This is a genomic window from Dickeya oryzae, assembly GCF_009372235.1.
GTDB lineage: Bacteria > Pseudomonadota > Gammaproteobacteria > Enterobacterales > Enterobacteriaceae > Dickeya > Dickeya oryzae.
Genome location: NZ_SULL01000006.1, coordinates 86502 through 99539, shown reverse-complemented (window position 1 = coordinate 99539; position 13038 = coordinate 86502). Strand labels below are relative to the sequence as shown.

Annotated in this window: 11 protein-coding genes; 7 read left to right on the top strand and 4 right to left on the bottom strand. The window is 56.8% G+C overall.

Features of this window, described 5'->3' with window-relative positions:
- Positions 1-71 precede the first annotated feature (71 nt).
- The 4 genes from FAZ14_RS12385 (at position 72) to ahpF (ending at position 4355) form a co-directional block, all read left to right on the top strand.
- Complete coding sequence (locus tag FAZ14_RS12385) at positions 72-1049, top strand: ABC transporter substrate-binding protein (RefSeq protein ID WP_050567007.1); 978 nt, start codon at positions 72-74, stop codon at positions 1047-1049.
- On the top strand, positions 1046-2044 hold the full coding sequence (locus FAZ14_RS12380; RefSeq protein ID WP_016943188.1) for a FecCD family ABC transporter permease: 999 nt from the start codon (positions 1046-1048) through the stop codon (positions 2042-2044). The genes FAZ14_RS12385 and FAZ14_RS12380 overlap by 4 nt, the downstream gene beginning before the upstream one ends.
- Before the next feature lie 104 nt (positions 2045-2148).
- A complete protein-coding gene (gene ahpC / locus FAZ14_RS12375; RefSeq protein ID WP_012883250.1) occupies positions 2149-2712 on the top strand; it encodes an alkyl hydroperoxide reductase subunit C in 564 nt (187 codons plus the stop codon).
- A gap of 80 nt (positions 2713-2792) precedes the next feature.
- Complete coding sequence (ahpF, locus tag FAZ14_RS12370) at positions 2793-4355, top strand: alkyl hydroperoxide reductase subunit F (protein ID WP_016943187.1); 1563 nt, start codon at positions 2793-2795, stop codon at positions 4353-4355.
- Between the two features lie 207 nt (positions 4356-4562).
- Here ahpF and FAZ14_RS12365 read toward each other — a convergent pair whose 3' ends face one another.
- Entirely contained in the window at positions 4563-5393 is an 831-nt protein-coding gene (locus FAZ14_RS12365) for a DUF1868 domain-containing protein (RefSeq protein WP_153508617.1), read from the bottom strand.
- Between the two features lie 312 nt (positions 5394-5705).
- Here FAZ14_RS12365 and FAZ14_RS12360 point away from each other — a divergent pair, with 312 nt between their 5' ends.
- Positions 5706-6383: a DapH/DapD/GlmU-related protein gene (locus tag FAZ14_RS12360; protein ID WP_016943185.1), complete on the top strand. Its 678-nt coding sequence runs from the start codon at positions 5706-5708 to the stop codon at positions 6381-6383.
- Positions 6384-6503: 120 nt separating this feature from the next.
- Here FAZ14_RS12360 and uraD read toward each other — a convergent pair whose 3' ends face one another.
- Together uraD and FAZ14_RS12350 are read right to left on the bottom strand one after the other, a co-directional pair.
- The gene (gene uraD, locus FAZ14_RS12355; RefSeq protein ID WP_153508616.1) at positions 6504-7001 is read right to left on the bottom strand and encodes a 2-oxo-4-hydroxy-4-carboxy-5-ureidoimidazoline decarboxylase; all 498 of its coding nucleotides are present in this window, start codon (positions 6999-7001) and stop codon (positions 6504-6506) included.
- 561 nt (positions 7002-7562) lie between these two features.
- Positions 7563-9938, bottom strand: a complete 2376-nt coding sequence (locus FAZ14_RS12350) for a heavy metal translocating P-type ATPase (RefSeq protein ID WP_235914525.1) — start codon at positions 9936-9938, stop codon at positions 7563-7565.
- 69 nt (positions 9939-10007) lie between these two features.
- Between FAZ14_RS12350 and cadR the strand changes: the two genes are divergently transcribed.
- Entirely contained in the window at positions 10008-10439 is a 432-nt protein-coding gene (gene cadR, locus FAZ14_RS12345) for a Cd(II)/Pb(II)-responsive transcriptional regulator (RefSeq protein ID WP_016943182.1), read from the top strand.
- A gap of 81 nt (positions 10440-10520) precedes the next feature.
- Here the strand turns inward: cadR and FAZ14_RS12340 are convergent, their stop codons facing one another.
- Complete coding sequence (locus tag FAZ14_RS12340; protein WP_153508614.1) at positions 10521-11543, bottom strand: LacI family DNA-binding transcriptional regulator; 1023 nt, start codon at positions 11541-11543, stop codon at positions 10521-10523.
- 281 nt (positions 11544-11824) lie between these two features.
- Between FAZ14_RS12340 and FAZ14_RS12335 the strand changes: the two genes are divergently transcribed.
- A complete protein-coding gene (locus FAZ14_RS12335; RefSeq protein ID WP_153508613.1) occupies positions 11825-13024 on the top strand; it encodes an L-talarate/galactarate dehydratase in 1200 nt (399 codons plus the stop codon).
- Positions 13025-13038: the final 14 nt, after the last annotated feature.

Sequence of the window (13038 nt, the reverse complement as noted above, 5' to 3'; positions counted from 1 at the left end):
TTGATAACCAGAGGAAACCTATGAATAAAGTCGGTAATGGCGGGCGGCGGGTTAGTGCCTTTGCCAGCGTGATGTGTGTCTTGTTGGGATGTAGCACTATGGCAGCGCAGGCGTCGGGGTTCCCGGTGACGGTGCACAGTTGTGGTAAACCGCTGACCTTCACACAAGCGCCGCAGCGGGCCATCATCAATGACCTGAACATGGCGGAAATGGCGTTCGCGCTGCACCTGCAACCGCAGATTGTCGGCCTGACCGGTATCAGCGGTTGGTACAAAATGACGCCGGAATTTCGCCAGCAAATGGGGACGATTCCCGAGCTGTCGCCGAAATACCCGTCTCTGGAAACCCTGCTGGGTGCCAATCCGGATTTTTTCTTTGCGGGCTGGAATTACGGTATGAAGGTGGGGGGAGAGGTCACGCCAGATACGCTGGCGACCTACGGCATCAAGACGCTGGTGCTGAGTGAAAGCTGTATTTTTGAAGACGCGCATCGCCCGCACGCCAGCATGGCATTGCTGTATGACGACGTATTAACGCTGGGGAAAATTTTTGGCCGTGCGGAACAGGCACAGGCGCTGGTTGAACAATGGAAAGCGCGGCTGGCGGCCTTACCCAAACCGCCGACAGGGCAGGCTGCGCCGACGGTGTTTGTGTATGACTCCGGTGAGGATAAGCCTTTTACCAGTGGGAAATACGCCATGCCGACCGCCATTATCGAAGCAGCAGGGGGCCGTAATGTGATGGACGGCATGGCGGCGAGTTGGGCCACCACCTCCTGGGAGACGGTCGCGGCGGCGCAACCGGACCTGATCATTTTACTCGACTACCAGAATGGTGGCGGCGCAGCGGCGTTGCAGCATTTTCTGCAGACGCACCCGCTGATGAAGCATACCCCGGCGGTGGAACACCAGCGCTACCTGAAATTGCAGTATGCCGAGCTGACGCCGGGACCGGCCAATATCGCGGCGATTGAAAAACTCGCTCATGCGCTTTACCCGGCTGCGGCACAATATCCAACTGCGATACAATATCCGGCTACGTCGCAATGAGATCGTGCCGCCACTATACGGTGGTCTGCCTGCTTACGCTGTTGGTGTTGCTGGTGGTGATGCTCTTTAGCACTGCGGTGGGGGCCATTCGGATCCCGCTGACGCAGGTACTGGCGGCACTGACGCCGGAGCACCCTGGCGTACCGGAGACGGTGCGCCGCATCGTGCTGGAGCTGCGTGTGCCGCGTACGCTGCTGGCGGTCATCACCGGTGCCGGGTTGGCGATGGTCGGCGCGTTGCTACAAACCACCACCCGTAATGATCTGGCCGATCCCTTTCTGTTTGGGTTGTCCTCCGGCGCGTCGGCGGGGGCTGTGCTGGTGATAACCCGCTTTGGCGAATGGTTTGGTGCCTTCACGCTACCGGTTGCGGCGTTTGGCGGGGGGATTTGCTCGGCGCTGTCGGTGACGTTGCTGTTTTTTCTGCGTCAGGGGCGACAGGCGGAGCATCTGGTAATCTGCGGGCTGGCGATTTCCTTTCTGTTTGGGGCGTTAACCAGCTATCTGGTGTTTTCCGGTGACCAACGCGCTGCCAGTGCGGTGCTGTTCTGGTCTCTGGGCGGGCTGGGGCTGGCACGTTGGGATAATCTGCCAATAGCGCTGTGCAGCCTGTTGATATTGATTGGGGTTGTGATGGCGCGCTGGCGGGCGCTGGACAGCTTGCTGGCTGGTGAACAGACGGCGACATCGATGGGGGTTAATGTCAACCGGCTGCGCCTTGAGGTGTTCCTGTGTTGTGCGCTGGCGACGGCATTGTTGGTGTCACTGACCGGGGTGATCGGATTTGTCGGGCTGATGGTGCCGCATTTGTGCCGTCCGCTGGTTGGTACGCGCCATCGCCAGTTGCTGGTGCTGTGCGGCTTGCTGGGTGCGGTTTTGCTGGGTATCGGCGATACCCTAAGCCGTGTATTGCTGGCGTCGCAGGAGCTCCCGGTGGGGATTGTGACCGCCGGGTTAGGCGGTATTTTTGTGATTGTGCTACTGGCAAAACGTTAGGTATCACTTATCGATTTGATACGGACAACGCATTAGCGGCATCCGTCACATTTTTGTACCTTAGCTTCCAAGCCAAACACATTGGAACACATGAGGAAACAGAGATGTCCGTTATCAATACTAAAGTTAAACCGTTTAAAAACCAGGCCTTCAAAGATGGTCAGTTCATCGAAGTCACCGAGCAGAACATCGAAGGTAAATGGAGCGTGTTCTTCTTCTATCCGGCTGACTTTACGTTTGTCTGCCCGACCGAACTGGGCGACGTTGCGGACTACTACGACGAGTTTCAGAAAATCGGCGTCGATATCTACTCTGTATCCACCGATACCCACTTTACTCACAAAGCCTGGCACAGCAGCTCTGAAACCATCGCTAAAATCAAATACGCGATGATCGGCGACCCGACTGGCGCGCTGACCCGTAACTTCGAAAACATGCGTGAAGATCAAGGCCTGGCCGACCGCGGTACTTTCATTGTCGACCCGCAGGGCATCATCCAGGCTGTGGAAATCACCGCTGAAGGCATTGGTCGTGACGCGTCTGACCTGCTGCGTAAAGTAAAAGCGGCTCAGTACGTGGCCTCTCACCCTGGTGAAGTGTGCCCGGCTAAATGGAAAGAAGGTGATGCCACACTGGCACCGTCTCTGGACCTGGTTGGCAAGATCTAAGACTGATTTTCCCTCTCCCTCTGATGTTTTTTATCGGGTGCTCCGCACCCGATTTTTTACGCCAACGCCAAGGATAATCTATGCTCGACAATAACGTGCAACTCCAGTTGAAAACCTACCTGGAAAAATTAACCAAACCTGTTGAGTTAGTGGCGACACTGGACGACTCAGCGAAATCTGCTGAAGTCCGGGCATTGCTGACTGACATCGCCGGGTTGTCCGACAAAGTCAGTTTCTTTGAAAATAACGATCTGCCGGTGCGTAAACCGTCGTTTCTGGTGACCAACCCAGGGGCTGCCAACGGGCCGCGCTTTGCCGGTGCGCCGATGGGGCACGAATTCACCTCGCTGGTGCTGGCGTTACTGCAAACTGGTGGACATCCGTCGAAAGAAGCGAAAGAACTCCTCGATCAAATCCGCGACCTGGACGGTAAATTCCACTTTGAAACCTATTATTCGCTGACCTGTCATAACTGCCCGGATGTGGTACAGGCGCTGAATTTAATGTCCATCCTGAATCCGAACGTGACCCATACCGCGATCGACGGCGGTGTGTTTCAGGATGAGATCAAAGATCGCAATATCATGGGCGTTCCCACGGTATTCCTGAACGGCGAACACTTCAGCCAGGGCCGCATGAGCCTGGCGGAAATCGTCGGCAAAATTGACACCGGTGCCAATGCCCGCGTGGTCGATAAGCTCAATAGCCGCCCGGTGTATGACGTGCTGATTGTCGGCAGTGGCCCGGCAGGGGCAGCCGCAGCGGTGTATGCGGCCCGTAAAGGCATCCGCACCGGTTTGATGGGCGAGCGTTTCGGCGGCCAGATTCTGGATACCGTCGATATTGAAAACTACATTTCGGTACCGAAAACCGAAGGTGCCAAACTGGCGACAGCGCTGAAAACGCATGTGGATGACTACGACGTTGACGTCATCGATTTGCAGAGCGCGCAAAAACTGATCCCCGCTTCTGAACCGGGTCAGCCGCACCAGATCGAAACCGCGTCGGGTGCAGTGCTGAAATCCCGTAGCATTATCATTGCTACCGGTGCGCGCTGGCGCAACATGAACGTGCCGGGTGAAGAACAATACCGTACCCGTGGCGTCACCTATTGTCCGCATTGCGACGGCCCGCTGTTCAAAGGCAAGCATGTGGCGGTGATTGGCGGCGGTAACTCCGGCGTGGAAGCAGCGATTGATCTGGCTGGCGTGGTGAAGCATGTGACCTTGCTGGAATTCGCACCGGAACTGAAAGCAGACTCCGTGTTACAAGACAAGCTGCGTAGCCTGCCGAACGTCGATGTGATCGTCAACGCACAGACCACCGAAGTGCTAGGTGACGGCCAGAAAGTCACTGGTTTGCAGTATAAAGATCGCACCACCGACAGCGTTCATAAGCTGGCGCTGGAAGGGATTTTCGTACAAATCGGCCTGCTGCCGAATACCAACTGGCTGGACGGTGCCATTGAACGCAACCGCATTGGCGAAATTGAGATAGACGCTCGCTGCGAAACCAGCGTGAAAGGTGTGTTTGCCGCCGGTGACTGCACCACCGTGCCTTACAAGCAGATTATTATCGCCACGGGCGAAGGCGCTAAAGCCTCCCTGAGTGCGTTTGATTACTTGATCAGAACGCAGGCGTAACCTGATTCTGACTGACCCTATTCCATCCTGTGACCTGTGGTCACTTTCGGGCTGCAACCCTCATGCATTAACCTGATCTTTTAGGCGACCCGACCCCTTCAGTTCACTGAAGGGGTTTTTTTATGCGCTATGGCGGGCACCCCGACGAGGGGGATGGCGCGTTACCACCGTCAATGCCGTTTTTTTCGCCATCGGGTTTCACCCCACTCAGGCGTTTAGCGGCACGGTGGTGACAGGCTGGCCGATGTTGAACTGGGTATCGAAAGCAAACATATCGTTGAAGACGCAAAACTCCGGCACGCCTAGTTCCAGCACCGGTACCTGTTGTTGCAGGTAATGCAGGCAGGCCTGTTGGGCTTTCAGGTAAGTCTCTGATTCGTCTTCCGTCATCCAGCGCACCAGATACCCCAACGTTACATGAAAGCCGTAGGTGTCATGGTCCGGTGCGCGTATCCCCAATTGTTCGGATAACCGGTCTCGTAGTGTGCGCAGTTTGCGCTCCTCGTTATCGTCCACGGGGGTCAGACGCACGGTCACGCCGGAATCCTGATGGGCGTTGAAATCGGTGATCCGCATTTTAAACGGCAGTGTGGCCTGCAACTCGAACCCTGCCAGTTTGCGTGCCAGATAATCGCTACAGACCGACAAGGGAGCATCAATTGGCAGGCCTGCGGGCCAGAACGGCAAACGGCGTTTCGATTCTGTCACGCCTTCAAATACCGTCATGTGGTAACTGGATGGGGGAGTAAAGGTCAGGCAGTGGCTGAAATCCTGTTGTTTGAGCGTATCGCGCACGGCCATAAACGCACCCGAGGCGGCAGAATCCAGCGGAATGTGGGAAATAATGGTGTTGCCGGGAAAGCGCCTGACGCTGCCGTCGGGGTTGAATTTGCCGCCGATGTCGCGTGGTGTCGGCACCAGAGAGCCGGATGGACGCATGGTGCTGAACGTATCGTCGGCTCTGGCGTTGGCGAATAGCGACATCCCGTAAGCCAGGAGCGGTAATTGCAGGACAAAGCGGCGGCGTAACGGGTTCATGACTCCTCCCAGTAGCATGGATTGATGGATGTAAATGAATAAATAAACGGTTTATACGCCTAGGTTAGGCGTACTTTGGTGACGGGTAAATTTCATACTGACATGGAGTTGTAAGCGGATCTTAATCGTGTCGGGGCTGACATGCTGTTGTCATCGCCCAGTGACAGGATGGATGGGCTTCTTATGTCGTTACGCGCGTTATGCGTTATGTCACGTGCTGTGTTTTCACGCATGACGTGTGCCAACGCGTATTGTTTTGATGGGAATACTGTTTTAACGCCTATCACGTGTCAACGAACCAGGAAACCGATTATGAGTCCTCAATCGCCATCACCGGTCCTTAGCCCGGAACCCCGTATTGCCAACGACGTACAAGCCTACCACATCGAATTAGGGCGCTGGACGGAAGTCGCCGACCGCACTGTGCTCAATCATGTCGCGTTGGGGGATTACAGCTACATCATGAATGATTGCGACCTGATGTTTACCCGCATTGGCAAATTTACCTCGATTGCCTCGCACGTTCGTATCAACCCCAGCAACCACCCGTGGTGGCGGCCGACGCTGCATCATTTCACCTATCGTCCCGGCAAATACCGATTGAGCGACAACCCGGCGGCGGTTGACGAGGAGATTTTCAACTGGCGTCAGCAAGATGAGGTCGTGATCGGTCATGATGTCTGGATAGGTCACGGTGCGATTGTGTTGCCGGGGGTGACTATCGGCAATGGCGCTATCATCGGTGCGGGCAGTATTGTGACTAAACCGGTTCCCGCCTGGACCATTGTTGTCGGTAACCCGGCGCGGGTGTTGCGCCCGCGTTTTCAGGACCCCACGGTGGCGGAAAAACTGGAACAGTTATGTTGGTGGGATTGGCCGGATGAAAAAATTCGCCAGCATTTGCACCTGTTCCAGCAGGATGTGACCGAGTTCGTGAGTTATTTCTATCGTGACGGATCACGCCCGCCATTGTCTGAGCCGCCGATGTGATAGACCGACAGACGGATAAACCGATAAACCGCCGGGCGGTATCCCACAGGTGTTGGGGTTCCGCCGGGTAACGAGATGCTTTTCAGCCATTTCAGTGTGTTAGCCGGTATCACCCGCCGTTTATTCGCCGATCATGCTTTCCAGCCTGAGCAGGGTAATCTGGCGCAGTTGTTCCAGCGCTTCCGCCACTTCTTGCCGGTCATCGTTTTGCAGCCGTCGATGCAGGATACGCAAAATTTCTTCCCCGCTACGGCCTTTGGCGTGGATCAGAAATACCCGACCAAAGCGGGATTCGTAACGGGCATTGCCTGCGCGCAGTGCGTTAGCCAGCGTATTCTCGCTGCTGTGCGCCATCGCCGGCTCCTGACTGGGGCGGGCGGTGCCCGATACACTCACGGCTGGTTCGCCGATACGCGGGTGGATACGTAGCGCCTGCACCAGCTCTTCTTCCTGCCAGCCCTGGGTTGCCTGTAGCCCGGTGGCCAGAAGGGCGGCACGGTTGCCGTAGGGGCGCCCTGCGGTGACCTGTTTGGCCCAGCCAGGCAACGCCACGCACGGCGTTATCAGCGTCACCGCTTCGCTAACGCTGAGCAGATTAAACTGTTCCAACGTAATCATCGTCGCTCCTTGTTCGGTTGTATTGACGCAATACGACGTGAATTCCCTGTTGTCACGCCGGTTTTATAGGATAGGATTTTGTCTTTGCAATTCACATGCCAGTTGTTGCCAGAGCGCCAGATCAGAATCCGGTGTTGCTCAGGACAGACAACCGATTCACGGTAGCGCATAAAATTGCACTTTCATGGTGCAATTATAGCGTGGTGCAGGGTGTTCGGGGGTATTGACTGCGGTGGGTATGAGGTTGTCAGTGCCTGATGGTGCGGCCATCTGGTCAGTGAAGTGAGTAATCACTAATTTTATCGGCAGGCTATAATGCGGGGCGGTTGTCGGCGAAAAGGCGGGCGGTGAGTCGCCCGCCTGATACCCGACGCCATAAATACCAGACGCTATAAAAAGTGAGTGAGTACTTATTTACTATTAAGCGAGCACCGGTCTTAAGCCTCATTTTGTCATCAGTCACCTGTCGGTCGCCGATACCTCGCGGAGTAAGGCCCCACAGGTGGGGCCACGGCGATATCGAGCCTGCGGCGGAGTCCCTTGCACCTGCCGGGTGTCGGGTTACGCCGATTGAGGTTGGTGTGTACTCACTGCTGCCTGACGCAGCAGCCGCAGACCATTACCGACCACCAGCAAACTGGCCCCGACATCGGCAAAGACCGCCATCCACATTGTTCCCATGCCCAGCAACGTGAGCGTCAGGAACACCGCTTTGATGCCGAGTGCCAGTACGATGTTTTGAATTAAGATGGCGCGGGTGGCTTTAGAAATGCGCACAAATTCCGGGATCTTGCGCAAATCATCGTTCATCAGCGCCACATCGGCGGTTTCGATGGCACTGTCGGCCCCCATGGCACCCATGGCGAAACCGATATCGGCACGCGCCAGCGCCGGGGTGTCATTGATGCCGTCACCAACCATCCCGGTGACGCCCTGCGCCGATAGCCGTTCAATCTGCGACAGTTTATCTTCCGGCAACAGGTTGCCACGAGCTTCATCAATCCCGACGTCGCGGGCGATAGCCTGCGCCACGTACTGGTTATCGCCGGTGAGCATCAGGGTTTTGATACCCGCCTGATGCAGCGCGTTGATGGCCTCCTGACTGGAGGGTTTTACGGTATCGGCTACCGTCATCAGCGCCAGAATCCGCTGTTCGTCACCCAGTATGATCACCGTGTTACCGGCCTGCTCCAGCGCTGTCAGCCGCTCGCTGATTGCCGCCGCTGCATCACCCAGCCATTGCCGGGCCAGGCGCAGGTTGCCGAGGAAATAGCGCTGCCCTTGCAGGGTACCGATGACGCCTTGTCCGGCAACGGCACTGAAGTTATCGACCTCCAGCAATGGCGTACCGGCTTCCTGTGCCGCTGTTGCCACAGCCTGTGACACCGGGTGGTCTGAACGACTGGCCAGACTGGCAGCCAGTTGCCGACAACGGGCGTCATCCGCGTCAGCGACCGGTTCAAAACCGGTTTGTACCGGTTTGCCGTGGGTCAGCGTGCCGGTTTTATCCAGCGCTAGCCAGGAGAGCGCATGCCCTTTTTCCAGGAACACCCCGCCTTTTATCAAAATACCGCGTCGTGCCGCTGCCGCCAGCCCGCTGACGATGGTGACCGGGGTAGAAATCACCAGCGCGCACGGGCAGGCGATCACCAGCAATACCAGCGCTTTGTACGTCCATTCCAGCCAACCACCGCCAGTCAGCAACGGCGGCAGGATCGCTACCAGTAACGCTCCCAGAAAGACCAGCGGGGTGTAAACGCGGGCAAACTGATCGACAAACCGTTGTGTCGGTGCCCGGGTGCCTTGCGCCTGTTCTACCGCGTGAATAATTCGTGCCAGTGTGGTGTTGGCCGCCGCCGCCGTTACCCGATATTCAAATGAACCGCTTTCATTGATGGTACCGGCAAATACGCTGTCGCCGACGCGCTTATCCACCGGCAGGCTTTCGCCGGTAATCGGTGCCTGATTAACCGCGGAATGACCACGGGTGATGTCGCCATCCAGCGCGATGCGTTCGCCGGGGCGAACCCGCACGATGCTGCCGGGTGTAATGGTGTTGGCTTCCACGTCGCGCCAACTGCCATCCGGTTGTTGTACGGTGGCGGTCTCCGGTGCCAGATTCATCAGCCCGGCGATGGCGTTACGGGCGCGGTCCAGCGAACGCGCTTCGATGTGCTCGGCGAGGGTAAACAACACCATGACCATTGCAGCTTCCGGCCATTGTTGCAGGATAAGCGCACCGGTCACTGCGATACTCATCAGCGCATTAATGTTCAGGTTGCCAGTGCGAAGGGCCGTCCAGCCTTTGCGATAGGTGGTCAATCCACTGACGGCCACCGCAAGGATCGCCAGCACCGCCGCCCACGATTCAGGCAGTGCGCTCCATTCCACGGCTTCGGCTGCACCGGCGGCGAGCACCGCCAGCCCCAACGGCCACCAGGATTTTTTCGGCTCAGGCGGCAGGGCGGAGTGGTCATTTGCGGCACGCACTTCAGGCTCAAACCCTAACGCGCGGATAGCGGCCAGAACGGTGTCCAGCGCATCGTAACGGTGGGTGACGGTCATCACCCGCTGCATCAGGTTGAATTCCAGCGCACTGACCTCCGGCAGCGTATCGAGCTTTTTACGCAGCATCGTTTCTTCCGTCGGGCAGTCCATCTGCATGATGCGGATCGGTGTCCGTTGCTGATCGCCGGTACGCTCGGCGCTCGCCAGCGCACTGACAGGTTGTACCGCATGGTGTTGCATCGGATTGTGTTGCACCGCACTGTCGCAGCAGTGATGAGCGCAAGTCTGTTCCGATTGCCGGGCGGCATGAACTGTCTGGCATGACCCGGTTGGCGTCTGATGATGTGGACGGAACAGGGTCTTGCCCGGTTTTTCCGGTGCGACAGGCCGGAGCTGGCGCACAGATGCAGGGGAATGTTTTTCTGACATGGTTGATTCCTGTTCGGGATTTTGTTGTAGTAAAAACCCTGTAGCAACTACAGAGTCAAGGGGAGTCACATGAAAATTGGCGATCTGTCGAAAGCGACCAACACCACACCGGAAACCATTCGTTTTTATGAGAAGAAAGGGCTACTGCCCGAACCGGAACGTACCGAAGGGAATTATCGTCACTATCATCAGTTTCATGCAGACAGGCTGCGGTTTATCCGTAACTGCCGCTCGCTGGACATGAACCACGATGAAATTCGCGCGCTGATTGCGCTTAGCGAGCAACCGGCCGCCAGTTGTGAAGGGGTTAACGCGTTGCTGAATGAACATCTGGGGCATGTCGAAGCACGCCTGGCGCAGTTACAGCAACTGAAAGCGCAATTGATGGATATCAGCCAGCGCTGTCAGGTGACGCAAACAGTGGATGGCTGTGGCATTTTGCACGGGTTGTCCGAGCTGGAGCCTGAAGACAGTAGCATCGGTCATACGCATTTAGGCTGAGCCAGCCCCAACGCGATGCTCACATCTCTGATGTGGGGGCGTGTAGGGCCGGTAAAGGGTAGCGCCATGGCTACCCATCGGCTATGTCGATTCCCGCTCGATAAGTTTGAAGCCGATATCAATAATCGTGTCGCTGGGGGTATGCCCTGCAATATGGTCTGCCAGTAAGGCGGCCGCCCGGCGGCCCATCTCTTGTCTGTCGACAGCTATCGTCGTGAGGGAAGGCCGGTTGCTGGCAGCAAAATCCAGGTCGCCGAACCCCATCACCGCCAGGTCATGTGGAACGTGCAGACCACGGCTTTCCGCTTCCATGATGGCACCCTGTGCCAGCGTGTCTGAACTGCACAGGATGATGTCGGGAGACATCGTATCCAATAACTGAACGACCCCGTGGCGACCCAACGCCAGCGTGGCAGGCAGTGGGGTATCGACACAGTGCATCGGGGTCAACTGATAGCGGCTCAGTGCGTCATATAAACCGGCTTTGCGCCTTGCTGCGCGCGGGTCCGTCGTCCAGATAAGCCCGGGGCGCTGATACCCTTTGCGATGAATATACTCCCCGATCGCCAACCCGACTTTTTCATGAGAAAACCCCACCAGCATATCCAGCGGTGTTGGCGTGAGATCCCAGATTTCCACCACCGGAACCGCCGCGTTCAGCAGAATTTTTTTGAGTGAAGGCGAGTGATGGATGCCGGTCAGCACAACGCCATCAGGGCGGCGTGACAGCAGCGTCGCCACCAGCTCTTCCTCCGTCTGCGGGGTATAGCCTGCCACACACAGCAGCATGTGATAACCACGCTGCGCCAGCTCATCGCTAATAGCCTGAATCGTATCGACAAACATATTGTTGTTGATTTGCGGCACCACAACGGCGATCAACTTACTGCGCCGGGAGGCCAATCCACCCGCCAGGGCGTTCGGGATATACCCGGTAGCACGCACCGCTTCCTGCACTTTTTCGATGGTGGAGGAACGGACCAGCGCCGGGTTGTTGAGGGCGCGGCTGACCGTCATGGACGACAGCCCCGCCGCTTTGGCAACGTCATCTAACGTGGGGGCACGTGTCACAGCAGCATGTCGCGTTGTTTTTTGGGTGCTCACAATCGGCCTGACTCTTGGGTTATCGGGTGGTGTCTGGGCGTGGATTATTGGTGAAGTCGTGTCTTTTTACCAGTCGGTCGCAGCAGTGCCCGCGGGATAATCGCGCTACCCGGTATGGTGCGGATACATTGTATGTTTGCGCTATCATTTTTCATCGTGCAATTTCCCAAAAATATCCGGATCGTGATCGTCAGTACAAACTGCATTCAATAGGGTGGTGTGTTGTCGATATCTTCGCTAGTAATGTTAGCGCAAACATTTTACCTGATGAGGACCCTATCATGTCGTTAAGCGTGAACTCCGATGCCGTCTCCTATGCCCATGTCAGCGGTGTCAAAACTGCGCAAGAAACCGGCGATCGTATTGTGTGGGCTAAGTTGTCGCTGGCGTTTCTGCCGCTGGCAACACCGGTGAGTGATGCCAAAGTACTGACCGGGCGTCAGAAACCGTTGACTGAAGTGGCGATTATTATTGCGGAGATTCGCTCCCGTGACGGCTTTGAAGGGGTGGGTTTCAGTTATTCCAAGCGCGCTGGCGGGCAGGGCATTTACGCTCATGCGAAAGAGATTGCCGATAATCTGCTCGGGGAAGACCCGAATGATATCGATAAAATCTACAACAAGCTGTTGTGGGCTGGCGCGTCGGTGGGGCGAAGCGGCATGGCGGTGCAGGCGATTTCACCTATCGATATCGCGCTGTGGGACATGAAAGCCAAACGTGCCGGGTTGCCGCTGGCCAAATTACTGGGCGCACATCGGGATTCGGTTCAGTGCTACAACACCTCCGGGGGGTTCTTGCATACGCCGCTGGATCAGGTGTTGAAGAATGTGGTGCTCTCACGGGAAAGCGGGATTGGTGGCATCAAGCTGAAAGTCGGGCAGCCCAACACTGCTGAGGATATTCGACGTGTGAGCGCGGTTCGCGAAGCGTTGGGCGAGGATTTCCCGTTAATGGTGGATGCTAACCAACAGTGGGATCGGGAAACGGCGATCCGTATGGGGCGTAAGCTGGAGGCTTTTAATCTGGTCTGGATTGAAGAGCCGCTGGATGCCTACGACGTGGAAGGGCACGCACAGCTGGCGACGGCACTCGATACGCCGATTGCTACCGGGGAAATGCTTACCAGTTTCCGGGAACATGAGCAGTTAATCCTGGGCAATGCCAGCGACGTTGTACAGCCAGATGCGCCGCGTGTGGGGGGGATATCTCCGTTTCTGAAGATTATGGACCTGGCCGCCAGACACGGGCGCAAACTGGCACCGCATTTTGCGATGGAGGTGCATTTGCATCTGGCGGCGGCCTATCCGCTGGAGCCCTGGCTGGAACACTTTGAATGGCTTAACCCGTTGTTTAACGAGCAGCTTGAGTTGCGCGACGGGCGCATGTGGGTATCGGATCGTCATGGGCTGGGCTTCACGCTGAGTGAACAGGCCCGCCGATGGACGCAACTCAGCCATGAATGCGGTCAATACAACGGGTAGCCTCTGACCCGGCG

What these genes read in the sequence shown, in the direction of transcription:
- FAZ14_RS12385 (WP_050567007.1), top strand. Translation starts at nt 72, where the DNA reads ATGTGTGTCTTGTTGGGATGTAGCACTATGGCAGCGCAGGCGTCGGGG.
- FAZ14_RS12380 (WP_016943188.1), top strand. Translation starts at nt 1,046, where the DNA reads ATGAGATCGTGCCGCCACTATACGGTGGTCTGCCTGCTTACGCTGTTG.
- ahpC (WP_012883250.1), top strand. Translation starts at nt 2,149, where the DNA reads ATGTCCGTTATCAATACTAAAGTTAAACCGTTTAAAAACCAGGCCTTC.
- ahpF (WP_016943187.1), top strand. Translation starts at nt 2,793, where the DNA reads ATGCTCGACAATAACGTGCAACTCCAGTTGAAAACCTACCTGGAAAAA.
- FAZ14_RS12365 (WP_153508617.1), bottom strand. Translation starts at nt 5,393, where the DNA reads ATGAACCCGTTACGCCGCCGCTTTGTCCTGCAATTACCGCTCCTGGCT.
- FAZ14_RS12360 (WP_016943185.1), top strand. Translation starts at nt 5,706, where the DNA reads ATGAGTCCTCAATCGCCATCACCGGTCCTTAGCCCGGAACCCCGTATT.
- uraD (WP_153508616.1), bottom strand. Translation starts at nt 7,001, where the DNA reads ATGATTACGTTGGAACAGTTTAATCTGCTCAGCGTTAGCGAAGCGGTG.
- FAZ14_RS12350 (WP_235914525.1), bottom strand. Translation starts at nt 9,938, where the DNA reads ATGTCAGAAAAACATTCCCCTGCATCTGTGCGCCAGCTCCGGCCTGTC.
- cadR (WP_016943182.1), top strand. Translation starts at nt 10,008, where the DNA reads ATGAAAATTGGCGATCTGTCGAAAGCGACCAACACCACACCGGAAACC.
- FAZ14_RS12335 (WP_153508613.1), top strand. Translation starts at nt 11,825, where the DNA reads ATGTCGTTAAGCGTGAACTCCGATGCCGTCTCCTATGCCCATGTCAGC.